A 26189-nucleotide genomic window follows, 5' to 3' on the forward strand; every position below is an offset into this window, starting at 1 on the left:
CGTCTTTCCGTCAGCGACGGCCGGCCTGGTGCGCTTCGGCGAAGCGCGCCACGAAATCGGTCAGCGCCCGCAGCGCGCAGTCGGCGTCGGCTTCGTCGACCGCCTCGGCCGGGTTGTGGCTGATGCCGCCGGCGCAGCGGAGGAACAGCATGCCGACCGGCGCCAGGCGGGCCATCGCCATGGCGTCGTGCCCTGCCCCGCTGACCAGCACGTGCGGCGCGTGGCCGGTGGCCTGGCGCACCGCCTCTTCCAGCAGCCCGGTCAGCGCCGGGTCGCACGGGGTGGCCGGCAAATCCTGCTGCTGCGCCAGGTCCAGCGTGACCTGGCGGCGGGCGGCGATCTCGGCCAGGGCGGCGCGGATCGCCCGGGCCGCGCCGTCGCGCACCGCATGGGTGCCGGCGCGGACGTCGATGGTGAAGCCGACCGTGCCGGGCACCACGTTGGGCACGCCGGGACCGACCGCCAGCCGGCCGACGGTGGCCACCAGGTCGGGCGGGCCGCCGCCGCCGATCCGTTCGATCGCCAGCACCATCTCGGCCGCGGCGGCCAGCGCGTCGCGGCGCAGATCCATCGCCATGGTGCCGGCATGGCCGGCCACCCCGGTGACATCCGCCTGGAAGCGATATTGCGCGGCGATCGCGCTGACCACGCCCAGCGGCCGGTCCGCGGCTTCGAGCACCGGGCCCTGTTCGATATGGGCCTCGACATAGGCCAGCACGTCGGCGCGGCGCCGCGCGGCCTGGCTGAAGCGGGCCAGGTCGAGGCCGAAGCCGCCGAGCGCGTCGGCCAGGCTGGTGCCCTGGGCGTCGACCATGTCCTGGGCCACGTCCTGGCCGGCCAGCGCGCCGGCCACCGCGCGGCTGCACAGCATCGAGACCGGAAAGCGCGAGCCTTCCTCGTCCCCGAAGCCGATCACTTCGAGCGCGAAGGGAAAGCGTCGGCCGCGTTCGGCGAAATGGGCGACGGTTTCGATCCCCAGCATCACCCCCAGCATGCCGTCATAGCGGCCGGCGTCGCGCACGCTGTCGACATGCGAGCCGAGCAGCAGCGCCGGGGCGTCGGGCATGCTGCCCTCATACCGGCCGACGATGTTGCCCGCCGGGTCGATGCGCGCGCGCATCCCGGCCTCGGCCATCCAGGCGGCGATCCGGTCCAGGGTCGCCGCGTGCCCGCCGCCCAGATAGGGCCGGAACAACTGTCCCGGCACGTCCGAATAGGGTACCTCGCCCAAAAGGTCGCACCGCGATACCGCGCGGGCGCCGGAGGGACGGTCACGCGGGAACGGATCGGGCGTCGCGGTCACCATGCCGCCACCATGCCGTCGCTGCGCGGGTCGGATGCGCCCTCGATCAGGCCGGACGGATGCAGGACCAGGGCGCCGGCATGGCCCATGGTGGATGTGAAGGCGGGCATGGGCTCCAGCGCGTGTCCGGCCCGGGCCAGGCCGGCGATGACGTCCGGGGCGAACCGGTCCTCATATTTCAAGCTCGTGCTGTCCTCGCCCCAGGTCCGGCCGAGCAGCCAGCGCGGCGCGGTGACGGCCTGCTGGAGCGTCATGCCGTAGCGGGCGTAGCGGGTGAACAGGGCGGCCTGGGTCTGGGGCTGGCCCTCGCCGCCCATGGTGCCGTAGACCATGGTCCGCCCGTCCGCGAAGCGGGCGCCGGCCGGGTTGAGCGTGTGGAAGGGCTTGCGGCCGGGACGCAGCGCGTTCCAGCCATCCTCGGCCAGCCGGAAGCTGCTGCCGCGATTCTGCCAGACGATGCCGCTGCGCGGCAGGACCAGGCCCGAGCCATATTCGAAATAGATGCTCTGGATCATGCTGACGGCGACGCCGTCGGCATCGACGGCACCCATCCAGGTGGTGTCGCCGGCCTGGGACGGCCGGGGCCAGGGGGATGCCGCCGCCGGGTCGATCGCGGCGGCCATGGCGTCCAGCCCGGCCGCGTCGTCCAGGATGGCCTGGGCATCGGTGGTCATGAAGGCCGGATCGCCGACATGGGCGTCGCGATAGAGGAAGGCCTGCTTGGTGGCTTCGACCAGTCCGTGAATATGGTCGAACCCGTCGGGATGGTCGGCGCGCAGCCGGTCGAAGATGGCCAGGATCAGCAGCGAGGCCACGCCCTGGGTCGGGGGCGCCATGTTGAACAGGCGCGCGCCGGTGATGTCGACATGCAGCGGGGGCAGGACCGTCGCGTGGTGCGCGGCGAGGTCGGCAGCGTCCAGCGGGCTGCCGAGGCGGCGGAGATCCTCGGCGATGTCGCGGGCCAGGGGGCCGCGATAGAAGGACTCCAGCCCGTCGGCCGCCAGGCGGCGGAAGGTCTGGGCCAGGGCCTGGTTATGCAGCATGTCGCCCGGCGCGGGCGGCCGGCCGCCCGGCAGGAACAGGTCGCGGAAGCCCGGAACCGCCTCCAGTTCAGCGGCCTTGGCCCGGGTCAGGGCGGCGCCGCCCTCGGTCACCGGTACGCCCTGTTCGGCGTAATAGATCGCATCGCGCAGCAAGCGGTGCAGCGACAGGCCCGGCTGGATCGCATGGCTGGCGGCCAGCGCCCGGTCCCAGCCGGAGATCGTGCCCGCGACGCTGTTGGCCGCGAGCGGACCGCGCCAGGGGATCGTGTCGTGGCCGGCGGCGCGGTAGAAGGCGGGGTCGGCCCGGCCCGCCGCCGCCCCGCAGGCATCGATCGTCTCGGCACGGCCGTCCGGCCACAGGACCAGCCAGAAGGCGTCGCCGCCGATGCCGGTCATGTGCGGATAGACCACCGACAGGGTCGCGGCGGTGGCCACCACGGCTTCCAGCGCCGTGCCGCCGTCGCGCAGGACGTCCAGCCCGGCCTGGCTGGCCAGATGATGGGGGGATGTGACCATCCCTCGATGCGAGCGGGGCGTGTGCAGCATGGCCTATTGCCCCCCAGCCTTTTGCGCCGCTTTTTGAGGCAGCGGAACGCGGCCGGCCAGCCCGGCGTCGTGCAGCGCGGCCGCCACGGCGAACAAGGCGGCCTCGCGCCCCGGGGCGGCGATCAACTGGATGCCCAGCGGCAGCCCGCCGGATGCCGCCAGCGGGGCGCTGAGGATCGGCACGCCGGCCAGGCTGAGCGGCTGGGTATAGAGGCCGAGATTGGCCCGCGCGGAGACGGGTTGCCCGTCCACCAGGATGGTCGGCTGGTCGATCAGCGGGGCCTCGCCCACCGTGGCCGGCGCGATCAGCACGTCGGCCGAGCGGAACAGGGCGTGCACCCGTTCGCGGAACCAGGTGCGGAAGCGATGGGCCTGCAGCACCGTGCTGGCCGGCAGCAGCGCGCCCGCCATCAGCCGGTCGCGGGTCGCCGGATCGTACTGCATGGCGTGGCGGCGCAGGCGCGGCAGGTGCAGCGTGCCGCCTTCGGCCGCGGTGATGACGAAGGACGCGGCGCGGGCGCGCGCGACCTCGGGCAGTTCCACGGTCGGGCAGTCCCCGGCATGGGCGGCGAAATGCGCGGCGACGGCATCGATCGCCCCGGCCAGCGGCGCGGTCACGTTCTGCGCGAACCAGCCGCCCAGGCGCGCGACCCGCAGGTCGGACAATTGCGGCAGCTCGGCCATGGGCGCGCCGCGCATGATGTCATACACGACCCGCAGGTCGGACAGCGTGCCGGCGAACGGCCCGACGACATCCAGGCTGGCCGCGAACGGATAGGCGCCGTCATGCGGGACGGTGCCGTAGGTGGGTTTGAGCCCCCAGACGCCGCACAGCGCGGCGGGAACGCGGATCGAGCCGTTGGTATCCGACCCCAGGGTGAAGGGCAGCAGGCCCGCCGCGACCGAGGCGGCCGAGCCGCCGGACGAGCCGCCGGCCAGGCGCGCCAGGTCATGGGGATTTCGGGTGATGCCGTAATGGGCGTTGTCGGTGGCGAATCCGTAGGCGAATTCGTCCATGTTCAGGCTGGCCAGCGGGATGGCGCCGGCGCCGCGCAGCCGGGCGACGACGGTCGCGTCCCGGGTGGCGGGACGCGATTCGCGCAGCACGATCGAGCCGGCGGTCGTGACTTCGTCGGTCACGTCGAACAGGTCCTTGACCCCGAACGGCACGCCGGCCAGGGGGCCCGGATCCTCGCCGGCCGCGATGCGGCGGTCGATCGTCTCGGCCTCGGCGACCGCGCGGGGGCCGAAGATGCGGGTGACGCTGTTGATCCGGGCGTCGCGGACCTCGATCGCCGCGATCGCGGCGGTGACGGTGGTGACGGCGCTGCGGCGGCGATGACGGATATCCGCCGCGAGCGCCAGGGCGTCGGGGAAGGTATCCGGGGAAACAAGCGGGGGGGTATCGGTCTGGTCGGTCATGTCGGGCGTGCTCACGGCCGGTATTCGAAGGCGGGTTCGCAGGAATCGGGCAGCGGAAATTCATGCAGCAGCCGGGCATAGGTCTGCAGCAGCGCACGGTTGGCGAGCACGCCCGGCATGAAGCCGTCGGCGATGGTCAGTCCGATATCGCGCGCCGCGGCCGCGACGAGCGCCTCGTCGGGGATGCGGTCGCTTTGATGGTCGCTCATCGAATAAATCCTCGTTCCGTTGGACCTGCCGCCTCGTGTCGCGTGCGGCATGGGTCGGAACGGATCATGCATCCGGAGGATCGAGGCTGACCAGTTCCGGCGTGGCATAATTCAGCAGGGACTCGAGATGCCATGCCCCGTCGGCCACGAACAGGTCCCGCCCCAGGCCGCGCGCCAGCCGTTCCACGCCGAAGCGCATGCCGCTGATGGAGGCGCCGGACAGGCCCATGCTGGGGGTCGCGCCGAAGGTGAAATTGTGGATGGCGGCCAGCATCGGCGCCAGCGGGTCGGCCGGGTCGCGCGGCAGGAACTGGTAGGCGTCGCCCAGATAGGGATGCGCGGCCAGCAGGGCGTTCTCCTCGCCCGCCGGAGGGGTGAAGCGGTCCTGCCACAGGGCGACCGAACCGGCGAAGGAGGCGGTTTCCGGCCGGCGGGCCAGGTCGGTGGCGAAGCCGGTGCCGATGATCACGAAATCGAAGCGCATTTCGCCGTCCGGGGTGCGCATGACGATCTCCTCGCCGTCCATGCGCGCGCCCGTCCAGCCGCATCCGGTATGGTAGCTGAACGTCGGATGGCGGCGGCAGCGCCAGAACGTGTCCTGCGGCGGCGGCTGGTTGAGGTCGTAGATATGGCGCATGAAGCGCCAGCGCAGCGTGTCGGGCAAGGAGGGGAAATGGGCGAGGAAGCCGGTATTTTCCATCCAGCGATACGGGTTGACCGAGGGGATGACCCTGCGCCGCAGGCACAGCGCGACCGAGGCGGCGCCGGATTCGAGCGCGGTGGCGGCATTGTCGAAGGCCGAGGCCCCCGCGCCGAGCACGCCGATCCGCTTGCCGCGCAGGGCGGCGAAATCGATCCGTTCGGAGGTATGGGCATAGGCGCCGCGCGGCAGGGCCTGGCGGATGAAGTCCGGCACGTGCCATGCGCCGTTGCCGTCGATGCCGGTGGCCAGCACCAGCTTGCGCGCCAGATGGCGGTATTCCCTGCCCGCCGAATCGCGGAAGGTCAGGCGCAGCAACCCGCCTTCGGGCTCGACGCGTTCGAAGGAGCGGTCGTTTTCGACCGGAAGCGCGAGACTGTCGCGATACCAGTCCAGATAGGCCTGCCAGTCCTGGCGGGGGATCTTGTCCAGTTCGGCCCAGGCCTGGGCGCCGTAACGGGCCGAGTACCAGGCGCGGGGGGTCAGGCTGGGCACCCCCAGGTCCGGACCGGTCACGTATTTCGGCGTCCGCAGGGTGATCATGCGGGCGAAGGTGATCCAGGGTCCCTCGCCGCCGCGCGGAGCGCGGTCGAAGATGCGGATATTGGTGACGTTGCCGCGGCGCAGGCCGAACCCGGTGGCCAGGCCGCCCTGCCCCGCGCCGATGATGGCGACGTCCAGCACGGGCTCGCCATCGCGGACCAGCCGCGGCGTCCAGTCATGGCGGGGATAGTCGATGACCTCCAGGTCCCGCCGGACGGCGTCGTTCAGGACGGCCAAGCCCCCCGTTTCGGTCGCGGTGTGGCTGTCGGCGGTCATGGGCGCCCCCTTTTGAAATGATCACGCGGCAGTATCAGGCGGATGGTCCGTGTCCCCCGACACGGACCGAGTTCCCCAACTCGCACCATCCTGGAATCGAAACTAACCGGATCGCGGGGTGTTTCGTCCAGTATAATAAAATGATCATCTTGTTGCCGATTGGGAAACGCCGAGACGGGCTTATCCGGGCGCTCGCGGCGGATGGACGGGCGGGGCCTGCATCGCGCGCAGGGTGGCGCGGACCTCGGCGATGAGCTGTTCGAGGGCGGGGGGCAGCCAGCGCGCGTCGCGGACATAGGCGCCCAGGTCGGTCACGGCGCGCGGATCGTCCAGCGGGACATGGGCCAGGGCGCCGCGGCCGATATCGAATTCCAGCGCCAGGCGCGACTGGAAGGCCAGGCCGGCGCCGGCCATGACCATGCGGTTGGTCAGTTCGATCGACCCGGTTTCCAGCACCATGTCGATCTGGTCGCGCCAGGGGCGGAGCATCGGTTCCATGACGCGGTGGAGGGACAGCGACTCCGAGGGCAGGATCAGCGGCTGGTCCAGCAGGTCCTGGATGCCGATCCGGCGGCGCGCGGCCAGCGGGTGGTCGGTGCGCATCACCACGCCCACCGGAAAATGCGCCACCGCGACCTGGCGCAGTTCGTCGGGCGGTTCGAGGGAGAAGGCGATGCCCAGGTCGGTGGCGCCGGTGCTGAGTGCGGTGACGATCGCGGCGGGCGAGCCGGTCTCGGCATGCAGGTCGATGCCGGGATGGGATTGCGTCATGCGGGTGAGCAGCCGCGCCATCAGGTCGCCGGCGACGCCTTCGACCGTCATCAGGCTGATGCGGCCGCCGCGCAGGCCGCTGAGTGCGGCGATCTGCTCGTCGGTGCGCACCGCGTCCTGCATCACGGTGATGATGTGGCGGGAGATGATCTCGCCCGCCGCGGTCGGCACCATGCCGCCGGGCAGCCGGTCGAACAGCGGGCAGCCGATCTCGTCCTCCATCTGCGCGATCTGGCGGGTCAGCGCGGAGGGGGTGACGTTGAGCCGGCGCGCGGCCTCGCGGACCGATCGATATTCGCGGACCGCGTTGAAATAGACGATGCAGCGCGCATGCAGGCGCATGACCCGTGCCACCCGGTCGGCGCGGATCATGCGGCGCCCCGGATGATCCGGCCGGGCCGGCGCGCCGCGGCGTCATGCAGCAGGCGTTCGACGATTTCTGCCGCGACCAGGGCGGCGATGATTTCCGGCCGCTTGTCGCGGATGCCGCGATCGCCGATCGGGCAGACCAGGGTGGCGATGCGTGCCTCGGGCAGGCCGATGGCGCGGAAGGCGGCTTCGAACCGGCGGCGCTTGGTCCGCGAGCCGATCAGCCCGACATAGCGGAAATCGCCGCGCTCCAGCGCGGCGGAGACGATCAGCGAATCCAGCGCGTGGCTGGGGGTGAGCACGAGAATGCCGGCCCCCGGCGGGGCCGTGGCGATGGCGGCCTGCCAGTCGGCGGTGACCCGGGCCTGGACCCGCGCGGGCACGGGGCCGAATTCCTCGGCCCTGGGGTCGATCCAGACCAGGTGCAGCGGCAGCGGCGCCAGCGCGTGCGCCAGGGCGCGGCCGACATGACCGGCGCCGAACATCAGCAGATGCGGCCAGGCGGCGCGGTCATCCGCCGCCTGGCGGAGCAGGTCGGCCACCAGGGCGGCGTCGGCGCGGGCGATCCGCACCCGGACCACACCGCCGCAGCATTGGCCGCTCTCGGGCCCCAGCACGAAATCCTGCTCGATACCGGTTTCGGGGCCAGTTTCGGGGCCAGTTTCGGCGCCGGTTTCGGTGCGCGCCGGGCCGTCCTGCAGCAGCGCGCGGGCGCGGGCCAGGCAGTCCCATTCCAGGCGGCCGCCGCCGATCGTGCCGGCCTGCCAGTCGGGACCGGCCAGCATGAAGGACCCGGCCTCACGCGGGGTGGAGCCGCGCGCGGCCGTGACGCGGATGCAGGCCATCGGCGGCCCGTCCGGCCGCCAGCCGGACAGGGCGGCGAGGAGGTCGTCCATGGGCAGGGCCTAGCCGCCCGCGCGGGGGCGGAGCCGTTCCGCCGTGCGCAGGATGGTCTCGGGCGTCGCGGGGGCGTCCAGCCGCGGGCAGGTGCGGTACGAATCCAGGCTGGCCAGCGCGTCGGAGATGGCGTGGAGCACCGCGACCCCGTGCACGAAGGGCGGCTCGCCGACCGCCTTGGAACGGAAGATCGTGTCCTCGCGATTGGGGGCGGCCTCCAGCAGCGCCACGTTGAAGATGCGCGGCCGGTCGGAGCAGGCCGGGATCTTGTAGGTGCTGGGGGCGTGGGTGCGCAGGCGGCCGGCCGAATCCCAGACCAGTTCCTCCATCGTCAGCCAGCCGGCGCCCTGGACGAAGGCGCCTTCGATCTGGCCGATATCGATGGCCGGGTTCAGCGACCGGCCGGCATCGTGCAGGATGTCGACCCGTTCGATGCGCGTCTCGCCGGTCAGCAGGTCGATCGCGACCTCGGCGCAGGCGGCGCCGTAGGCGAAATAATAGAAGGGACGCCCCCGCCCGGTATCGGGATTCCAGGAGATCTTGGGCGTCTTGTAGAAGCCGCTCGACGACATCGACACGCGGGCGAGATAGGCGGCGCGGGTGAGGTCGGGGAACGGGACGATCGTCTCGCCGACATGCACGCCGTCGGGCAGGAAACGCACCGCCTCGGGTGCCACGTTCCAATGGCCGGCGGCGAAGGCGGTGAGCCGGTCCTTGATCCTGCGCACCGCGTCCAGCACCGCCATGCCGTTGAGGTCGGCGCCCGAGGATGCCGCGGTGGCCGAGGTGTTGGGCACCTTGCCGGTGGTGGTGGCGGTGATGCGCACCCGGTCGGACGCCAGGCCGAATTCGCGCATGGCGATCTGCACCATCTTGGTGTGCAGCCCCTGCCCCATTTCGGTGCCGCCGTGATTCACCTGCACCGAGCCGTCGGTATAGACATGCACCAATGCGCCGGCCTGGTTGTAATGGGTGGCGGTGAAGGAGATGCCGAACTTGACCGGGGTCAGCGCGATGCCGCGCCGGACGAACGGGCTGTCGCGGTTCGCCGCGCGCAGGGCGGCGCGGCGGTCGCGGTAGGCGCAGTCGCGCGCCAGTTGCTCCATGATCTCGGCGGCGATCGAATCCTCGACCGTCATGTGGTACGGGGTCAGGTCGCGCGTGCCGGTGCCGTAGACATTGCGCAGCCGGACATCCAGCGGGTCGAGCCCGGTGGCGAAGGCCACTTCCTCGATCACCCGTTCGGCGGCCACGATGCCCTGGGGGCCGCCGAAGCCGCGATAGGCGGTGTTGGACTGGGTGTTGGTCTTGAGCGGTTCGGAGCGCAGCCGGACGTCCGGATAGTAATAGGCGTTGTCGGCATGGAACAGCGCGCGGTCGGTGACCGGGCCGGACAGGTCGGCCGACCAGCCGCAGCGCGCGGCCAGCACCATGTCGACCGCCAGGATGCGGCCGTCATCGTCGAAGCCGACGTCATATTCCACGACGAAATCATGCCGTTTGCCGGTCATGACCATGTCGTCGTCGCGGTCCAGCCGCATCTTGGCGGCGCGGCCGGTCAGTTCGGCGGCCAGGGCGGCCAGGCAGGCCGGGGTGTTGGCCTGGGATTCCTTGCCGCCGAAGCCGCCGCCCATGCGGCGGATTTCGGTCGTGACCAGGTTGCTGGGGCGGTCCAGCACGTGGGCGACCATGTGCTGGGTTTCGGTCGGGTGCTGGGTCGAGGACCAGACGCGCATCTCGCCTTCCTCGCCCGGCTGGGCGAGGGCTGCCTGGCCTTCGAGGTAGAAATGCTCCTGCCCGCCCATGGTGACCTGTCCGGACAGGCGGCGCGGGGCCGCGGCCAGGCCGGCCAGCACGTCGCCGCGGGTCATTTCCAGCGCGCGCCAGACCAATGCCCCGCCGGCCGCGCGGGCCTGGGCGATGTCCAGGATCGCGGGCAACTCCTCATACTCGATCCGCGCCAGCCGGGCGGCGCGGCGGGCGGCGGCGCGGGTTTCGGCCACCACGGCGAAGATCGGCTGGCCGTAATAGGAGACCAGGTCTTCGGCCAGCAGCGGCTCGTCGTTCTTGCCGACCGGGCTGATCTGGTTATGGCCGGGGATGTCGGCGGCGGTCAGCACGCGCACCACGCCCGGGGCGGCGCGCACCGCATCGAGGTCCATCGACAGGATGCGGGCGTGGGCCCGGGTGCTGAGGCCCGGGACGACGTGAAGCAGGCCCTTGGGCTCGGGCATGTCGTCGATATAGGTGGCGCTGCCCGATACGTGCATCGCGGCGCTTTCATGCCGCAGGCTGCGCGAGGCGCCGCCGGCGACGATCGGGCCGTCGGCCGGGAGAGACGCGCCGCGCGCGAGTCCGGAGGCGTCGCGGGCCGGAACGGGACCGGATTCGGCGGACATCGGATCAGACATCGGCGGCCTCCATCCGGCCCGCGAGCCGCGTTTCGGGTGGATGGGCGCCCGGCGCGGTTTCGGCGAACAGGCGGGTGAGCAGGTTGGCGGCGACCGTGCGGCGGTACCAGTCGCTGGCCCGCATGTCCGAGATCGGCGCGAAATCGGCATCGAGCGCGGCGCGGGCGGCGGCGAGTGCCGCGGCGTTCCAGGGGCGGCCGCGCAGCGCGTCCTCGGCCCCGCGGGCGCGCCTGGGAATGGCGGCCATGCCGCCGAAGGCGATGCGGGCGTCGGTGACGACCCCGTCCGCGTCCAGGGTCAGGGCGAAGGCGCCCAGCAGGGCCGAGATGTCCTGGTCGAACCGCTTGGAGATCTTGTAGGCGCGGAAGAGCGTGCGGGGACCGGGTGCGGGGATGGTCACGGCCTCGACGAACTCGCCCGGGGCGCGATCCTGCTTGCCGTAGGACAGGAAATAATCCTCGAGCGGCAGGGTGCGGCGCACGGCGCCGCGCCGCAGGTGCAGGGTGGCGCCGGCGGCGATGAAGACCGGCGGCCCGTCGCCGATCGGCGAGCCGTTGGCGATGTTGCCGCAGACCGTGGCGGCGTTGCGGACCTGGGTGGAGCCGATGCGGCGGATGATTTCTCCCGCGTCCGGCAGCAGGGCGGCGATGCTGTCGCGCGCGTCCTGATAGGTGACGGCGGCGCCGATCCTGAGCCCTTCGGCATCCTGCGTGATCGTGCGCAGGTCGGGCACGCGGCCGATGGCGACGATATGCGGCAGATCGCGCAGGCCCTTGGTGACCCACAGCCCGACATCGGTCGCGCCCGCGACGATGGTGGCCTGCGGGTCGGCCAGCAGGGTTTCGGCCAGGGCGTCGGAATCGGCGGGGATGGTCACGCGCCCCGCCGGGCCGGCGAGCCGGACGCCGCGCCCGTCGGCCTGGGCCTCCAGGGCGGCCAGGCGGTCGGCGATGGCCTCGGCCTGTGCGTCGAAATGATCGGCCCCCGCCTGCATCGCCTGCTTCATCGCGCGCACGATGGGGGCGTAGCCGGTGCAGCGGCATAGATTGCCCGCCAGCGCGTCGTCGATCGAACCGTCGTCGGCCACCGCCCCCGGCGCCTTGCGGTGGGCGACCATCGACATGACGAAGCCGGGGGTGCAGAAGCCGCATTGCGAGCCGTGCTGCTCGACCATCGCCTGCTGCACCGGATGGAGCGTGCCGTCCGGCGCGCGCAGGTCCTCGACGGTGAAGAGCTGCGCGCCGTCCAGCATGCACACGAACTGGATGCACGCATTGAGCGCCCGCCAGACCAGGCGCCCTTCTTCGCGCCGGACGACCATCACGGTGCAGGCGCCGCAATCGCCCTCGTTGCAGCCTTCCTTGGTGCCGGTCAGGCCGCGCTGCTCGCGCAGCCAGTCCAGCACGGTCAGGGTCGGCGGGCAGTCGGGCAGGTCGTAGAGCCTGTCGCCCAGATAGAAGCGGATGGAATTGCGCATCATTCGGTTCCGTCGATCAGAATATGAGCCAGAATATGAGCGCTCTGGCCGCCCAGCCCCCCTCAAGGCAGACAACCGGAACACGGAGCGGGCGATGGACAGGCTGCCTGGGGACGCGCACGCCCGCGGCGGGGCGCGGAACAGGCATCTCCGGACAGGTCCCTGCCTCCCCCGAGGCAGACCCGCTCGGGCAATTTAGCGGGTCCGTCCCGCCTGGCAAAGAACAGTCTTGATTCCGGCCGTTGGTGCGGGTCCCCTCACTTCGGGCCGCCTCACTTCGGGCCGGCGGGAAGGTCGCCGCTTGTCCGGTTCAGCCGGAGCTGGGCCGTGAGGTCGGGCGCGAAGCAGGGCCGCTCGACATAACGTCCGGCGCCCCGCACGGCGCGCAGGTCGCCATCGGTCCAGACCAGGCGGCCGCCGCTGATCGTATGGCGCGCCAGGCCGGTGACCTGCATCCCCTCGAACACGTTGTAATCGACATTCTGGTGATGGGTTGCGGCCGAGATCGTGCGGCCGGCCGCGTCGTCCCACAGCACCAGGTCGGCGTCGGCGCCCGGGACGATCGCGCCCTTGCGCGGGTAGATGTTGAAGATCCGCGCGGTGTTGGCCGAGGTGACGGCCACGAATTCCTGCGGTGTCAGGCGCCCCGTGCGCACGCCGTGATGCCACAGGACGCTCATCCGGTCCTCGATCCCCGGCGTGCCGTTGGGGATGCGGGTGAAATCGTCGCGTCCCTGCAGTTTCTGGGGCGCGCAGAAGCAGCAATGGTCGGTGGCGGTGGTCTGGAGCTGTCCCGAGGCCAGGCCGGCCCAGAGCGCCTTCTGGTGGTGTTTCGGGCGGAAGGGCGGGCTCATGACGTGTCGGGCGGCGCCCAGCCAGTCGGGATCGGCGTAGACGCTGTCGTCGATCACCAGGTGCTGGGCCAGGACCTCGCCATAGACGCGCTGGCCGCGGGCGCGGGCGGCGGCGATCGCGGCGGTCGCGTCCTCGGTCGAGACATGGACGATGTAGACCGGGGCGCCGAGCAGGCCGGCGATGGCGATCACGCGCTGCGCGGCCTCGCCCTCGACCGCGGGCGGGCGGGAGAGCGGATGCGAGTCGGGGCCGGTCAGGCCGCGCCGCAGCAGGTCCTGCTGGAGGAAGGCGACGGCATCGCCGTTCTCGGCATGCACGTTGCACAGCGCGCCCAGTTCCAGCGCCCGGCCGATCGAGCGCAGCAGCACGCCGTCATCGACCATCAGCGCGCCCTTGTAGGCCATGAAATGCTTGAAGGAATTGACCCCGCATTCCCGCGTCAGCGTGCCCATCTCGGCATGGACCTGGTCGTCCCAATGGGTGACGGCGACGTGGAAGGAATAATCGGCCACCGCCTTCGCGGCCTTGGCGCGCCAGTCCTTCCACGCCGCCAGCAGCGAGCCGCCCGGCTGGGGGATGACGAAATCGATGATCATGGTCGTGCCGCCCGCGACGCCGGCGGCGGTGCCGGTTTCGAAATCGTCGCTGGAGACCGAGCCCATGAAGGGCATTTCCATATGGGTGTGCGGGTCGATCCCGCCCGGCATGACCAGCAGGCCGCCGGCATCCAGCACGTCGCAGCCGGTAGGCGCCGCGATCGCGGGCGCCACCTGGGCGATCCGTCCCGCATCGTCGCACAGCACGTCGGCCCGCCAGCTTCGCTCGGCCGTCACAACCGTTCCGCCACGCACCAGAAGCATCGTCGGTCTCCTTTTCGGGTGCCGGGCCGCCCGTCATGGGAAGCGCCGGCCCGTTCCGCCATTCCTGCCGCAAAACAGAGCAAATCGCGTGCCGCAGGGGAATAGCCGGTTTCGTGATGCTGCAGATGACAATAGCGCGCGTCGTCCCTATCGTGACGGCGATCAGACGAGAGGTATGGCCGGATGCCGGACAGTCCGTCGAAAGCCTGGTTTGCGGCCAAGCGCTACGGCTACGGGGCCGGGCGGCCCATCGCGTGGCAAGGTTGGGCGGTGCTTGCCGTCTTCCTCGCGATCCTCATATCCGCCCGGGCGATCCTCGGATTCCTCGGAATCGGCCGTGCCGGCATGGTCACGATCATTATCGATGCCGTCGCCCTGGCGGTGCTTCTGGCGATATGCGCGTTGAAGACCGAGGGTGGCTGGCGGTGGCGCTGGGGTGAGCGGCGCTAGCGGGGATGGCGCATGTTTCCGGCTTGCCAGCCGGGCGCAAAGGCGGGACGGTACTCCGATGCGCAGTTCCGCTTCTTCCCCCCCGTTCGTGCCCCGTCCCGTTCGCCGCCAGGAGCAGGCGGCGGGGGCGCCACGGCGGGCCAGCACGCAGCAGATCTTTCGCGCGGCCGAGCGCCTGTTCGGGCGTGACGGGTTCAAGGGCGCCAGCATGGCGGCGATTGCCGCCGAGGCCGGGTTGCCGAAGGCGAACATCCATTATTATTTCGGCACCAAGGAAGAGCTGTATCGCGCGGTGCTGGAGAATATCCTGACCGACTGGCTGACGGACGCCACGGTGTGGATTCGTCCCGACCAGACGCCGCGCGCGGCATTGGAGGGTTATATCCGCGCCAAGCTGGCGTTCTCGCACGAGCGGCCGGATGCGTCGCGGATCTTCGCCCACGAAGTCCTGCAGGGGGCGACGCATATCAGCGTCTTCCTGCAGACGTCGCTGCGGCGGCATGTCGATGAGCTGGACGAGACGTTCCGCGCCTGGCAGCGCGCCGGGGCGATGCGGGCCGTGTCGGGGCCGCATCTGATGTTCTGCCTGTGGGCGATGACCCAGACCTATGCCGACATGGGGGCGCAGATCGGGGCGGTGCTGGGCCAGCGCACGCTGCGCGAACAGGATTACGAGGACGCAGCGCGGACGATCCTGACGCTGGTGATGGCCGGATGCGGCGTGGATTGAAATGCGGGCAATTGCGCCGTTTTGTGCCTTATTTCTGGTCGATTCTGGTCGTCTCTACGATCTTTTGTCTGGAAATTCCACTAACCTGACTCATTGGTCAGAATTTTCGCTACCCTATCGAAAGAATCCGGCATAGGCTCGGCACGGATTATGTGCGGTGCGGAGCGCGCGCATGTCGGCCCGGCCGATACGCGTGTATAACCATGTGACTAAACCGTGCGGCGGGGATCCGACCGGTTCGGAAACGATCGGGCGAATGGCTGGAGGTAGCGAATGAGCGAGGCGGGCGGCCTGCGGAGCGGGGACAATGTCACCGTGGATGGCGCATCGTTATGGAACGACATCCTGGAGACCGCGCGTTTCGGCGCGACGCCGAAGGGCGGGATCAGGCGCCTGACCCTGACCGAGGAGGACCGGCAGGTGCGCGACTGGTTCGCCGCCGCCTGCCGGGCGCTGGGATGCAGCGTCAGCCATGATTCGATGGGCAACCAGTTCGCCCGCCGCGAAGGCGCCGACCCGTCCCTGCCGCCGATCACCATGGGCAGCCATCTGGACACGCAGCCGACGGGCGGCAAGTTCGACGGGATCGTCGGCGTGCTGGGCGGTCTGGCGGTGCTGCGGGCGTTGCGGGAATCGGGGCATGAGACGCGCCACCCGATCGAGGTCATCAACTGGACGAACGAGGAAGGGGCGCGATTCGCCCCGGCGATGCTGGCATCGGGGGTGTTTGCCGGCGTGTTCACCGAGGCGGAGGCGCTGGACAAGACCGACCGGGCGGGGGTGCGCTTCGGCGATGCCCTGGCGGGGATCGGCTATCGCGGGCCGGAGCCGTGCGGCCGGCACCCGATCGCGGCCTATTTCGAACTGCATATCGAGCAGGGGCCGATCCTGGAAGCCGAGGGCAAGACGATCGGCGTGGTGACCGGCGTGCAGGCCATACGCTGGTACGAAGTGACGGTGACGGGGCGGGATTCCCATGCGGGCAGTACGCCGATGACCATGCGGGCCGATGCCCTGCTGGCGGCGGCGCGGATGATCGAGGCGGTCAACGCGGTGGGACTGGCGCATGGGCCCGACGCGGTGGCGACGGTCGGGCTGGTCGAGAACCGGCCCAACAGCCGCAACGTGGTGCCGGGCGAGGTGTTCCTGACCATCGACCTGCGCGATCCCGACGATGCGGTGGTCGGGCGCATGGAGGACGCGCTGCGCGAGAGGATCGCGGACATTGCCGCCGCATCGGGCGTGCGTGCGGATTTCGCGCGCGTGTGGGATGCGCCGGCGGTGCATTTCGACCCGGCCTGCATCGAGGCGGTGCGGCAGGCGGCGGAGGCCTTCGGCTATCCGGCCCGCCGGATCGTGTCGGGCGCGGGGCATGACGCGGCGTATCTGGCGCGGGTCGCGCCCACCACGATGATCTTCGTTCCGTGTGCCGGCGGGTTGAGCCACAACGAGGCCGAAAGCGCGGAACGCGGCGACGTGGCGGCCGGGGCGAACGTGCTGCTGCGGGCGGTGCTGGATGCCGACCGGCGGCTGAACGCCTGACGCCCCTGCCCTCTCCGTCCTTTTTTCCCGCCTTACCTGACCAGCAGATCGCAGGAGTTACGCGATGTCGGCGACCAATCACGACGCGTTCTGGATGCCTTTTACCGCCAACCGGCAGTTTCGCCGCACGCCGCGCATGCTGGTCGCGGCCGACGGCATGTATTACACCGCCGATGACGGGCGCCGGGTCCTGGATGGTTGCGCGGGGCTGTGGTGCGTCAATGCCGGCCATAATCGTCCGCGCATCACCGAGGCGGTGCAGAAGACGATCGCGACCCTGGATTTCGCCCCGACCTTCCAGATGGGCCATCCGCTGGGCTTTGCGGCGGCCGACCGCATCGCGGCGCTGGCGCCGGGCGACCTGAACCATGTGTTCTTCTGCAATTCGGGGTCCGAGGCGGCGGATACGGCGCTGAAGATCGCCATCGCCTATCACCGCGTGCGGGGCGACGCGGCGCGCACGCGGCTGATCGGGCGGGAGCGCGGTTATCACGGCGTGGGATTCGGCGGGATTTCCGTGGGCGGGATTTCGGGCAACCGCAAATTATATGGCGGGCTGCTGACCGGGGTCGATCATCTGCCGCACACCCATGACCTGGCACGCAACGCGTTCTCGAAGGGCTTGCCGGAGCATGGGGCGGAACTGGCGGACACTCTGGAGCGGATCGTCGCCCTGCATGACCCGTCGACCATCGCGGCGGTGATGGTCGAGCCGATGGCGGGATCGACCGGCGTGCTGCCCCCGCCGGTCGGCTATCTGCGGCGGCTGCGCGAGATCTGCGACAAATACGGCATCCTGCTGATCTTCGACGAGGTCATCACCGGTTTCGGACGGCTGGGCGGGCCGGCCTTCGCGGCCGAGAAGTTCGGCGTGATCCCCGACATCATGACCTGCGCCAAGGGGGTCACCAACGGTACGATCCCGATGGGCGCCGCCATCGTGCGCGAACATGTGCATGCGGCCTTCATGGACGGCCCCGAGAGCGGGATCGAACTGCCGCACGGCTATACCTATTCCGGCCATCCGGTGGCCTGCGCCGCGGCGATCGCGACGCTGGACACCTATGCCGAGGAGAATTTGTTCGCGCGGGCCGACGACCTGGCCCCCTATTTCGAGGAAGCGGCCCATGCGCTGCGCGGGCTGCCGCACGTCGTCGATATCCGCAATGTCGGGCTGGTCGCCGGCATCGAGCTGGAGCCGCGTCCGGGCGCGCCGGGCGCTCGGGCCTATGAGACGTTCGATCGGGCGTTCCGCAAGGGCGTGCTGGTGCGCTACACCGGCGACGTGATCGCGGTGTCGCCGCCGCTGATCATCGAGAAGGCGCAGATCGACCAGTTGTTCGGCACCATCGCCGACATCGTGCGCACGCTGGACTGAGCCGGCCCCCTTTCGCCCGTCGATCCGTCAGGAGACCCCGCCATGACCGAGAGTTCGTCCCCTGCCCCGGACCCCTCGCCGACCGGTTCCTATGCGCCCGACCTGTATAATGCCGACCTGGCGCCGGTGCCGCCCGAGCGGCGGGACTGGAGCTGGGTGAACATGGCGACGGTGTGGATGGGCATGGTCCATAACATCGTGGCCTATGAGGCGGCGTCGGGGCTGATGGCGCTGGGATTTTCGGCGTGGCAATGCCTTGAGATCGTCGCCGTCGCCTATCTGATCCTGTTCCTGGCGATGTGGTTCAACGCCAGGGCGGGGACACGGTACGGCATTCCGTTCTGCGTGCTGATCCGTTCGGCCTTCGGGCCGTTCGGGGCGCAGTTGCCGGTGGTGTTGCGCGGGTTCTGCGCGATCTTCTGGTTTTCGGTCCAGTCCTATGCCGCCGCGCAGGCGGTGGATGCGATATTCTCGACCCTGAATGCGGGCTGGGCATCGCTGCAGGCGCCGTTCCTGGGCATGCAGCTTCGCATGTGGCTGGCGATGGCCGCGATCTGGGCGCTGCATGGCTGGATCGCCAGCCATGGCGTGCATCGGATCCGCAATTTCGAGCTGGTCGCCGGGCCGCTGGTCATCCTGGTCGGATTGCTGGCCACGATGTGGGGATTGCATGTGGGCCACGGGCTGGGCCCGCTGTTCGCGCAGCCGTCGCATCTGCACGGAGCGGAATTCTGGTCGCGGTTCGCCATGGGGGTGACCGGGATGATCGGGATGTGGGCGACCTTCGCCGTCAATATTCCCGACCTGTCGCGCTTCGTACGCTCGGAACGCGACCAGGTGGTGGGACAGGCGATCGGGCTGCCGGTGACGGCGCTGGTCTTTACGCCCATGGGAATCATCACGACCTCGGCGACCGTTATCCTGTTCGGCCACCCGATCTGGAACCCGGTGGAGCTGCTGGTGGCGCTGGGCCACCCGGTCGTGACGGTGCTGGGCGGGGCAACGCTGGTGCTGGCGACGCTGTCGGTCAATGTCGTGGCCAATATCATGCCGGCGGCCTATGACCTGGTGAACCTGATGCCCCGGCGCCTGGACTTCAACCGCGCGTCGCGGCTGGTGCTGGTGCTGGGCGTCTTCTTCATGCCCTGGCTGTGGTTCAACGAGGCGGCCAGCATCTATCGCGCGCTGGACCTGATCGGCGGGCTGCTGGGGCCGGTGACCGGGATCATGCTGGCGGATTTCTATGTCGTGCGCCGCCAGGTGCTGGACGTGCCGGACCTGTACCGCCACCAGGGCCGCTATGCCGGACGGAAGGGCTGGGGCCTGCCGGGTCTGGGGGCATTTGCCACCGGCGGGCTGGTGGCCTCGGCGGGGCACATCCTGCCGGGCCTGGCGGGGTTGAACGCGGTCGCATGGTTCGTCGGCGTGGCGGTGGGCGCCGGCGCCTATCTGGCGCTGGCCCGCCGGCAGCCAGTGCCGGCGGACGACGCGGCCGAGGCGCTGTCACGGGCCTGAAACGGCCCTTTCAGGGATGGGCGGGAAGCGGCCGGCCGGGTTCGAACCGGGCGATCGCGCAGGCATGGTCCTGCAGTTCCTCGCCCGAGGCGCGGTCGCCCGAGAGGGGCTTGACCATGTCGTCCAGCAGGATGAAGCCCGGATGCCCATCCGGCCAGACCGTGCCGACGACGACGAGCGTGTGCTCGCCCATCTCGCGCGCCGGGTCGGCCAGCGCGGCGGCCAGGCGGCGGAACGGCAGGGCGCCGGCCAGGTCGGCGCCGTCGATCCGGGTGGCGCGATAGGTATGGCCGTCCAGCACCAGGTTGGTCCATCCGTGGCCGATATGCGGACGCGCCCAGTGCAGGGCGACGCGGATATCGGGCGCCAGGCAGTCGATATGGATGTGCAACTGGTTCTGCGACCGGCTGTAGGCCGAGTTGACGGACAGCGCCATCGTCTCGCGCGGCATGGTATGGCCCAGCCGCGCCAGGGCGCGGTCGAGCTGGTGCCAGGCGGCACCGAAATAATCCGGCGCGTCCGGCGACAGCAGGGACGCGTCCTCGATCCCCGTCACGCGGGCGGTCGGGATCAGCAGATATTGCGCGCGGCCCGTGCGGTCCTTGAGCACCGCATAGCCGGCGGCGGGATCGACCGCCTCGCAGGGCGTGGGGGTCTGCTGGCCGATCTGGTTGGGCACGCAGCGCCCATGGACGATGCGCCACAGCACGTTGGGGTCGTGCGGATCGGGCCGGGCGGGGCCGCTGGCATGGGCGACCGCGAGCCAGACGCCGGCCAGCACGAGGGCCGGCAGGCCGGCATGGGAGAGGACATGTTTCATGATTCGGCGGGTTCTTCGATCCGGGCCGGGAGGGAGAGGATTTCCGCCAGGCGGTCCAGGCGGCGGCGTACGCTTTCGCCGCGGACGGCGGAACGGCCGCCCGCCAGATGCAGCGCCAGGCCCTGCGCGGTTTTTTCGATCCAGGTGCCGTCCAGCAATTCCGCGGTCCCGCCGCAGACCGTATAGGCCAGGCGCAGCGCCAGCCCCAGCGTGACCGCGCGGATATAATCCTCGGACGGCAGGAGCAGGCGCGAGGGCTGGAGGAAATCCTGGCCCAGCTCGGCCTCATAGCGCACGGCGAGGGTCAGCGCCACGGCGGCGCGGGCCGGGTGGTCGAAGCCCACGCCCTGCATGCGCAGGATGCGCAGATAAGTCTGTTCCGCGCGATATTCGGGATGGTCGTACGACCCGATATCGGACAGCAGGCAGGCGGCGCGGCGCAGCCTGCGGGAAGACGCGCTTTCGTCGGCGAAGAGCGGGGCCGTCCAGTTCATCAGCCGGTCGGGCAGGGTTTCGCTGCGGCCGAGGCGGGCGCACATTTCCCGGGCCACGGCTTCCTGCGGGTCGAGATGGGCGACCGAGGCGGCGACGCGGCGCATGTACCAGCCCTCGCGCAGTCCATCGACGCAGAACACCACGCGGGTGGGCTGCAGCCGGCGGACCAGCCGGCGCAGCACGATGGCGGCGAAGGGCACGTCGTCCAGGCGCTTGCGCGGGGCGCCGGGCAGCCGGTCGAGCGTGCGGCGGGGCGCGGTCGCGGCCCAGTCGGCCATTTCCTTCGCCGCGTCGCCGGACAATGTGTAGAGATGGACGATGTTCAGCGGGTAGTTGGTGCGCGCGATCTGCAGCCGGGCCAGCGCGCGGAAGGCGCCCCCGACCAGGTAGAGCGGCCTGCCCTGCAGGGTATCCAGCCAATCGACCTGCGCGATGTCGGCATCAGCGATCGCACGGGCCTTTTGCAGGTCGCCTTCGGCGCGGTCGTTCAGGCGGATGACGCCCAGGCGCAGGGTGCAGGCTTCGTGCTTCTGGCCGCCGGACAGGCGGATCAGCTCCAGCGATCCGCCGCCGATATCAGCGACCAGCCCGTCGGCCTCGGGCAGGCCGGCCAGCACGCCGGTGGCGGAGTAATCGGCCTCTTCCTCGCCCGACAGGACGCGGATCGGCACGCCGGGCATGCGCGCGCGCAGGGCGGCGACGAATTCCGGGCCGTTGGAGGCGTCGCGCACCGCGGCGGTGGCCAGGATCTCGAACGGATCGGCCTCCATCCCCCGGGCGATGGCATAGAAGCGGTCCATGACCTGCATGGCCATGCCGACGCCGCCTTCGTTCAGGCGGCCGGTCGCGTTCAGGCCGCGCCCGAGCCGCAGCACGGATTTTTCGTTGAAGATGGTGATCGGGTTGCGGCTGACGCCGTCGAAGACGACCAGCCGGACCGAGTTCGACCCGAGATCGACGACGGCCGAGCGGCGATGGACACCGGCGGTCATGCCGCCCCGCGCGTTACGAAAGGGGCGGACGGCGGAGCCGTCTTGGATTGCGTCATGGCGAAATCCTCAATCATCGAGAATCCGGTCCTGGTGGCGGGGCAGCGGCGTGCCGACACGGATCTGGGCATCCTGCGCCGCCAGGCCGCGTCCGGACAAAGACGGGTTGGTCATGAAATAATCGTGCGCCGAAAACGGCCGGGCCCCGGGTTCCAGCCGACGCCATGCCCCGTTCTGCTGCAGGATCCAGGCTTGCAGATTGTCCTTGAGGTCGGTGACCATGATCTGGTCGAGGACCTGGGCATGGACGGTGGGGTCGCGCATCGGCACCATGCTTTCGACCCGCCAATCCATGTTGCGGACCATCCAGTCGGCCGACGAGATGTAGATCTTGGCGTGGCGCGACGGCAGGCGGTGCCCGTCGCCGAAGGCGAAGATGCGGGCATGTTCGAGAAAGCGCCCGACGATCGACTTGATGCGGATATTCTCGGACAGGCCGGGCACGCCGGGACGCAGGCAGCAGATGCCGCGCACCACCCCCATGATGCGTACCCCGGCGCAGGAGGCGCGATAGAGCCGGTCGATCAGGTCGGGATCGACCAGCGAATTCATCTTCAGCCAGATCTGCCCGGGACGGCCGGCGCGCACATGCTCGATCTCGCGCTGGATCAGTTCCTCGATCGTGCGGCGGACGGTGACGGGCGAGAACGCGATGGCTTCCATGCGCGTCGGCACCGCATAGCCGGTCATATAATTGAACAGGCGGGCGGAATCGCGCGCCAGTTCCGGATCGCAGGTGAAGAAGGACAGGTCGGTATAGATGCGCGCGGTGATCGGGTGATAGTTGCCGGTGCCGAAATGGGCGTAGGAACGCAATGTCCCGCCCTCGCGCCGGACCACCAGGCTGAGCTTGGCGTGGGTCTTGAGGTCCGAGAAGCCGAACACGACCTGCACGCCCGCGGCTTCGAGCGCGCGGGCGAGGCGGATATTCGCTTCCTCGTCGAAACGGGCCCGCAATTCGACCATGGCGGTCACGGACTTGCCGGATTCGGCGGCCTCGATCAGCGCCTTGACGATCGGGCTGTCGCGCGAGGTGCGGTAGAGCGTCTGCTTGATCGCGACCACCGCCGGGTCCAGCGCCGCCTGGCGCAGGAACTGCACCACCACGTCGAAGCTTTCGAACGGGTGGTGGATGATCATGTCCTTCGCCCGGATCGCGGCGAAGCAGTCGCCGCCGAAATCCAGCACGCGCTCGGGGAAGCGGGGCGTATAGGGCGGGAAGAGCAGGTCGGGCCGGTCGTCGACGATCAACTGCCTGGTGTCGACGACGCCGATCAGGCCAGGCTGGATCTCGACCTCGTCGGGCGGCACGTCCAGTTCGGCGGCGACGGCCCGGCCCAGGTCGGCCGGCATGTGCGAATCGATGTCGAGATGGATCACCACGCCGCGGCGCCGGCGCTTGAGCGCGGTTTCGTAGGAGCGGACCAGGTCTTCGGCCTCGTCCTCGAATTCCACGTCGGTGTCGCGGATGACGCGCAGCACGCCCCATTCGCCCGCCACCAGCGCGGGAAACAGCCGGTCGATGCACAGCGCGATCAGGCTTTCCAGCATGATGAAGCGCGCCGCGCCGGACGGGCTGAGGGCGGCCGGAAGACGGATGAAGCGTTCGATCTGCGCCGGCAGCAGGATCATCGCGCTCATGACGAAGCGGCCGGTGTCCTTGGCTTGCAGGCGCAGCGACAGGGCCAGGCCCATATGCGGGATGAAGGGCAGCGGATGGGCCGGGTCGATGGCCAGCGGGGTCAGGACGGGAAAGACCCGGTCCATGAAGAAATGATCCAGCCAGTCGCGCTCGGCGTCCGTGACGGTGTCGAGGCTGCACAGCACGATCCCGGCCTCGGCCAGTTGGACGCGCAGTTCCTTCCAGATGCGCTGCTGCTCGCGCAGCAGGCGGGCGGTCCGGTCGCGGACGGCCGCGAGCTGCTGGGCCGGGGTCAGCCCGTCGGGCGAGGTGGTCAGCAGCCCTTCGCGCACCTGGCCGACCAGGCCGGCGACGCGCACCGAATAGAATTCGTCGAGATTGCCGGCGCTGATCGACAGGAAGCGCAGCCGCTCGAGCAGGGGGTTGCGGGGGTTGTCGGCCTCTTCGACGACGCGCTGGTTGAAGTCGAGCCAGGAGAGTTCACGATTGATGAAGCGCGCGGGCGAATCCATGTCCGCGATCGGCGGGCCGGCGACGGCGCCCGCGGTCGCCGCGGCCGGGCGCCGCCGTGTGGTCGTGGTCGTTTTTTTGCGAACCGTGCGCGCGGTCGCCCGGCGCGGGGGCTGTCTGCCCGTCGGTTTTGTCAATCCGATCTCCTGCCACAAAAAAACCGTCGTCGCGCCAAACTAGGCAAAAACGGGACGCGCTGCCAGCGCATCATCGGTGAAGTTTTTCGAAATGAGCGGTCAGCCCGCGCCGTCGTCGGGCATGCCGCCTTCCCGGACAGGATCGTCCTGAACCAAGCTTTCCGGGATCGGGCCGTCCGGGACCGGGCCCTCTGGGATCAGGTCTTCTGGCATCACGTCTTCTGGGGCCAGCATGTCGTGCAGCGCGCCGACGGCCAGGGCGCGGGTCACGCGCCGGCCGGCCATGAGTCCGGCCTGGTCCAGGCGGGCCGCGGCGTCCCGGATGGCCGAGGCGGTGCGCGGCAGCCGGCGCAGCAGCCATTCGGTGACGGGCTGGCTGACCACGATCTGGCGGGCGGCCAGGTGGCGCAGCAGCAGGATGCGCAGCAGCGAGTCCTCAGGCTGGCGCAGTTCGGCGGCCATCGTGGCGCGCAGCCGGCTGGCCAGGTCGGGCAGTGGCGACGGCCAGCGGGCGGGCGGCAGCCGCGCGGCCATGGCGACCTTCAGCCGGTGCTCGCGCGCCATGTTCAGCAGGTGCAGAAGCGCGCGCGGCTCGGCGGCGCGGTCGGCGTCGTCCACCGCGACGCCGGCGAGGCGGGCGGGCGATTCGGCGAACAGCCGGCCCAGCGTCGCCGTGGTGACGGTCGCCGTGGTGACGTCCCGGCCGTCCAGCATCACCGCGCCGCTTTCCCGGGCCCAGACATGCAGCAGGTGGGTCTTGCCGGCGCCGGCCGCCCCCCACAGGGCCAAGCGGTATTCCGGCCAGTCCGCGCCGCCCAGCAGCAGGGCGCGGGCCGCTTCGTTCGACCGCGCCGCCACGAAATCGGCCCGGTCGAACCGGGAATGGTGGACGAAGGGCAGCGCCAACTGGCCGGTCGCGCCGGCCGTGGCCGCCGCATCGGGCGCCGCGCCGGGATGTTCGGGATGTTTCTGTGCCGTCCGTTCAACCACCGCTTTGCGCGCCGCCTTCCTCTGCCGTAAAGGAACCGGTGAGCGTTTACCCTACCTTGTCCCGTTCTTCGACCCCCGCGCGGCGCGCCGGGCGAAATTCGCGGCAATCTGACGACGAAGGCCAGCCCCCATGCGTTCCGCCCCCCCTTCCCTGCCGGCCGCCACGTCTTCCGGCGGCGCCACCTATCGCGATGCCGGCGTGGATATCGCGGCCGGTGACGCGCTGGTCGATGCGATCAAGCCCGCCGCCAGGGCGACCGGCCGGCCCGGCACCATGGGCGGGCTGGGCGGATTCGGCGCGCTGTTCGACCTGAAGGCGGCGGGGTTCGCCGATCCGGTCCTGGTGTCCTGCACCGACGGGGTGGGTACCAAGCTGATGGTCGCGATCGAAAGCGGTCTGCACGAGACGGTGGGAATCGACCTGGTGGCGATGTGCGTCAATGACCTGGTCGTCCAGGGGGCGGAGCCGCTGTTCTTCCTGGATTATTTCGCGACCGGGCGGCTGGCGGTGGACGATGCGGCCAAGGTGGTGCGCGGCATTGCCGAGGGGTGCCGGGGAGCGGGGTGCGCGCTGGTCGGCGGCGAGACGGCCGAGATGCCCGGCATGTACGGGCCGGGCCATTACGACCTGGCCGGTTTTTCAGTCGGCGCGGCCGAGCGGTCCGCCCTGCTGCCCGCCGGGATCGCGGCGGGCGACGTGCTGATCGGCCTGCCGGCCAGCGGGGTGCATTCCAACGGGTTTTCGCTGGTGCGGGCCATCGTGACGCGCAGCGGGCTGGGCTGGGACGCCCCCTGCCCCTTCGCCGCCGGCCCCCTCGCCGCCGGCCCGAGCCTGGCCGAAGCCCTGATGACGCCGACGCGGCTGTATGTGAAGCCGGTCCTGGCGCTGCACCGGCAGGGGCTGATCACGGGGGCGGCGCACATTACCGGCGGCGGCCTGCCGGGCAATTTGCCGCGCGTCCTGCCGGCCGGGCTGACGGCGGTGATCGATGGCGCGTCCTGGCCCGTTCCGCCGGTGTTCGGCTGGCTGGCACGGACCGGGCAGGTCGATGTCGCGGAGATGCTGAAGGTCTTCAATTGCGGCATCGGCATGGTGCTGATCGCCCGCGACGGCGATGCGGTGCTGAGCCAGTTGCGCGCGGCGGGCGAGGAGGCGTTCGTGATCGGGCGGCTGGAAGACGGCGCGGCGGGCGCGCCTGCCGGGCTGCGTTTTACGGCTATGCCGGATTTCGGTCCGGCCGGGGCCTGA

At 70.4% G+C, this 26189-nt stretch carries 21 protein-coding genes; 7 read left to right on the forward strand and 14 right to left on the reverse strand.

Features of this window, described 5'->3' with window-relative positions:
- Positions 1-10 precede the first annotated feature (10 nt).
- The 10 genes from QN315_RS01120 to hydA form a co-directional block, all read right to left on the reverse strand.
- The gene (locus QN315_RS01120) at positions 11-1306 is read right to left on the reverse strand and encodes an allantoate amidohydrolase (protein ID WP_323991148.1); all 1296 of its coding nucleotides are present in this window, start codon (positions 1304-1306) and stop codon (positions 11-13) included.
- Positions 1300-2892, reverse strand: a complete 1593-nt coding sequence (locus tag QN315_RS01125) for a gamma-glutamyltransferase family protein (RefSeq protein ID WP_323991149.1) — start codon at positions 2890-2892, stop codon at positions 1300-1302. The genes QN315_RS01120 and QN315_RS01125 overlap by 7 nt, the downstream gene beginning before the upstream one ends.
- Before the next feature lie 3 nt (positions 2893-2895).
- The gene (locus tag QN315_RS01130) at positions 2896-4314 is read right to left on the reverse strand and encodes an AtzE family amidohydrolase (protein WP_323991150.1); all 1419 of its coding nucleotides are present in this window, start codon (positions 4312-4314) and stop codon (positions 2896-2898) included.
- A gap of 11 nt (positions 4315-4325) precedes the next feature.
- On the reverse strand, positions 4326-4523 hold the full coding sequence (locus QN315_RS01135) for a DUF4089 domain-containing protein (protein WP_176640616.1): 198 nt from the start codon (positions 4521-4523) through the stop codon (positions 4326-4328).
- Positions 4524-4587: 64 nt separating this feature from the next.
- A complete protein-coding gene (locus QN315_RS01140; RefSeq protein ID WP_323991151.1) occupies positions 4588-6042 on the reverse strand; it encodes an NAD(P)/FAD-dependent oxidoreductase in 1455 nt (484 codons plus the stop codon).
- A gap of 180 nt (positions 6043-6222) precedes the next feature.
- Positions 6223-7185, reverse strand: a complete 963-nt coding sequence (locus QN315_RS01145) for a LysR family transcriptional regulator (RefSeq protein ID WP_323991152.1) — start codon at positions 7183-7185, stop codon at positions 6223-6225.
- Complete coding sequence (xdhC, locus tag QN315_RS01150; protein ID WP_323991153.1) at positions 7182-8078, reverse strand: xanthine dehydrogenase accessory protein XdhC; 897 nt, start codon at positions 8076-8078, stop codon at positions 7182-7184. Before xdhC ends, QN315_RS01145 begins: the two co-directional genes overlap by 4 nt.
- A gap of 9 nt (positions 8079-8087) precedes the next feature.
- Positions 8088-10490, reverse strand: coding sequence for a xanthine dehydrogenase molybdopterin binding subunit (gene xdhB / locus QN315_RS01155; RefSeq protein ID WP_408904563.1), 2403 nt, complete (start codon positions 10488-10490; stop codon positions 8088-8090).
- Entirely contained in the window at positions 10483-11967 is a 1485-nt protein-coding gene (gene xdhA, locus QN315_RS01160) for a xanthine dehydrogenase small subunit (protein WP_323991154.1), read from the reverse strand. The genes xdhB and xdhA overlap by 8 nt, the downstream gene beginning before the upstream one ends.
- Before the next feature lie 272 nt (positions 11968-12239).
- The gene (gene hydA, locus QN315_RS01165; RefSeq protein ID WP_323991155.1) at positions 12240-13682 is read right to left on the reverse strand and encodes a dihydropyrimidinase; all 1443 of its coding nucleotides are present in this window, start codon (positions 13680-13682) and stop codon (positions 12240-12242) included.
- Positions 13683-13865: 183 nt separating this feature from the next.
- Here hydA and QN315_RS01170 point away from each other — a divergent pair, with 183 nt between their 5' ends.
- From QN315_RS01170 to QN315_RS01190, 5 genes are all read left to right on the forward strand, one after another.
- Positions 13866-14132 (forward strand): hypothetical protein, encoded by a 267-nt coding sequence (locus QN315_RS01170; protein WP_323991156.1) that lies wholly within the window; start codon positions 13866-13868, stop codon positions 14130-14132.
- A gap of 58 nt (positions 14133-14190) precedes the next feature.
- Positions 14191-14862 (forward strand): TetR family transcriptional regulator C-terminal domain-containing protein, encoded by a 672-nt coding sequence (locus tag QN315_RS01175; protein ID WP_323991157.1) that lies wholly within the window; start codon positions 14191-14193, stop codon positions 14860-14862.
- A gap of 273 nt (positions 14863-15135) precedes the next feature.
- Positions 15136-16404 (forward strand): M20 family metallo-hydrolase, encoded by a 1269-nt coding sequence (locus tag QN315_RS01180; protein WP_323991158.1) that lies wholly within the window; start codon positions 15136-15138, stop codon positions 16402-16404.
- A gap of 64 nt (positions 16405-16468) precedes the next feature.
- Positions 16469-17782, forward strand: a complete 1314-nt coding sequence (locus QN315_RS01185; RefSeq protein ID WP_176639948.1) for an aspartate aminotransferase family protein — start codon at positions 16469-16471, stop codon at positions 17780-17782.
- A gap of 42 nt (positions 17783-17824) precedes the next feature.
- Positions 17825-19297: an NCS1 family nucleobase:cation symporter-1 gene (locus QN315_RS01190; RefSeq protein WP_323991159.1), complete on the forward strand. Its 1473-nt coding sequence runs from the start codon at positions 17825-17827 to the stop codon at positions 19295-19297.
- Between the two features lie 10 nt (positions 19298-19307).
- Here QN315_RS01190 and QN315_RS01195 read toward each other — a convergent pair whose 3' ends face one another.
- The 3 genes from QN315_RS01195 to QN315_RS01205 all read right to left on the reverse strand — a co-directional run bounded on the left by QN315_RS01195 (position 19308) and on the right by QN315_RS01205 (position 23815).
- Positions 19308-20117, reverse strand: a complete 810-nt coding sequence (locus tag QN315_RS01195; RefSeq protein WP_323991160.1) for a CDP-diacylglycerol diphosphatase — start codon at positions 20115-20117, stop codon at positions 19308-19310.
- Positions 20114-21604 carry a Ppx/GppA family phosphatase gene (locus QN315_RS01200; RefSeq protein ID WP_323991161.1) on the reverse strand — a complete coding sequence of 497 codons (1491 nt, stop codon included), beginning with the start codon at positions 21602-21604 and terminating at the stop codon, positions 20114-20116. The genes QN315_RS01195 and QN315_RS01200 overlap by 4 nt, the downstream gene beginning before the upstream one ends.
- Positions 21605-21670: 66 nt before the next feature.
- On the reverse strand, positions 21671-23815 hold the full coding sequence (locus QN315_RS01205; protein WP_323991162.1) for an RNA degradosome polyphosphate kinase: 2145 nt from the start codon (positions 23813-23815) through the stop codon (positions 21671-21673).
- Between QN315_RS01205 and QN315_RS01210 the strand changes: the two genes are divergently transcribed.
- The gene (locus QN315_RS01210) at positions 23790-23993 is read left to right on the forward strand and encodes a hypothetical protein (RefSeq protein ID WP_323991163.1); all 204 of its coding nucleotides are present in this window, start codon (positions 23790-23792) and stop codon (positions 23991-23993) included. The genes QN315_RS01205 and QN315_RS01210 overlap by 26 nt on opposite strands.
- A 56-nt stretch (positions 23994-24049) precedes the next feature.
- On the opposite strand, the gene QN315_RS01215 is transcribed toward QN315_RS01210, so the two are convergent.
- A complete protein-coding gene (locus QN315_RS01215) occupies positions 24050-24940 on the reverse strand; it encodes a chromosomal replication initiator DnaA (protein ID WP_323991164.1) in 891 nt (296 codons plus the stop codon).
- Positions 24941-25070: 130 nt separating this feature from the next.
- Between QN315_RS01215 and purM the strand changes: the two genes are divergently transcribed.
- Complete coding sequence (gene purM / locus QN315_RS01220) at positions 25071-26189, forward strand: phosphoribosylformylglycinamidine cyclo-ligase (RefSeq protein ID WP_323991165.1); 1119 nt, start codon at positions 25071-25073, stop codon at positions 26187-26189.

The organism is Nguyenibacter sp. L1, assembly GCF_035199985.1.
Classification (GTDB): Bacteria; Pseudomonadota; Alphaproteobacteria; order Acetobacterales; family Acetobacteraceae; genus Gluconacetobacter; species Gluconacetobacter vanlangensis.

Bases quoted from the DNA above. Each gene is read 5' to 3' on its own strand.
- xdhC (WP_323991153.1), bottom strand. From the start codon at position 8,078: ATGGACGACCTCCTCGCCGCCCTGTCCGGCTGGCGGCCGGACGGGCCG.
- QN315_RS01125 (WP_323991149.1), bottom strand. From the start codon at position 2,892: ATGCTGCACACGCCCCGCTCGCATCGAGGGATGGTCACATCCCCCCAT.
- QN315_RS01130 (WP_323991150.1), bottom strand. From the start codon at position 4,314: ATGACCGACCAGACCGATACCCCCCCGCTTGTTTCCCCGGATACCTTC.
- QN315_RS01145 (WP_323991152.1), bottom strand. From the start codon at position 7,185: ATGATCCGCGCCGACCGGGTGGCACGGGTCATGCGCCTGCATGCGCGC.
- xdhA (WP_323991154.1), bottom strand. From the start codon at position 11,967: ATGCGCAATTCCATCCGCTTCTATCTGGGCGACAGGCTCTACGACCTG.
- QN315_RS01205 (WP_323991162.1), bottom strand. From the start codon at position 23,815: ATGGATTCGCCCGCGCGCTTCATCAATCGTGAACTCTCCTGGCTCGAC.
- QN315_RS01135 (WP_176640616.1), bottom strand. From the start codon at position 4,523: ATGAGCGACCATCAAAGCGACCGCATCCCCGACGAGGCGCTCGTCGCG.
- QN315_RS01190 (WP_323991159.1), top strand. From the start codon at position 17,825: ATGACCGAGAGTTCGTCCCCTGCCCCGGACCCCTCGCCGACCGGTTCC.
- QN315_RS01120 (WP_323991148.1), bottom strand. From the start codon at position 1,306: ATGGTGACCGCGACGCCCGATCCGTTCCCGCGTGACCGTCCCTCCGGC.
- QN315_RS01195 (WP_323991160.1), bottom strand. From the start codon at position 20,117: ATGAAACATGTCCTCTCCCATGCCGGCCTGCCGGCCCTCGTGCTGGCC.
- hydA (WP_323991155.1), bottom strand. From the start codon at position 13,682: ATGCTTCTGGTGCGTGGCGGAACGGTTGTGACGGCCGAGCGAAGCTGG.
- QN315_RS01170 (WP_323991156.1), top strand. From the start codon at position 13,866: ATGCCGGACAGTCCGTCGAAAGCCTGGTTTGCGGCCAAGCGCTACGGC.
- QN315_RS01140 (WP_323991151.1), bottom strand. From the start codon at position 6,042: ATGACCGCCGACAGCCACACCGCGACCGAAACGGGGGGCTTGGCCGTC.
- QN315_RS01175 (WP_323991157.1), top strand. From the start codon at position 14,191: ATGCGCAGTTCCGCTTCTTCCCCCCCGTTCGTGCCCCGTCCCGTTCGC.
- QN315_RS01185 (WP_176639948.1), top strand. From the start codon at position 16,469: ATGTCGGCGACCAATCACGACGCGTTCTGGATGCCTTTTACCGCCAAC.
- QN315_RS01200 (WP_323991161.1), bottom strand. From the start codon at position 21,604: ATGACCGCCGGTGTCCATCGCCGCTCGGCCGTCGTCGATCTCGGGTCG.
- purM (WP_323991165.1), top strand. From the start codon at position 25,071: ATGCGTTCCGCCCCCCCTTCCCTGCCGGCCGCCACGTCTTCCGGCGGC.
- xdhB (WP_408904563.1), bottom strand. From the start codon at position 10,490: ATGTCTGATCCGATGTCCGCCGAATCCGGTCCCGTTCCGGCCCGCGAC.
- QN315_RS01180 (WP_323991158.1), top strand. From the start codon at position 15,136: ATGAGCGAGGCGGGCGGCCTGCGGAGCGGGGACAATGTCACCGTGGAT.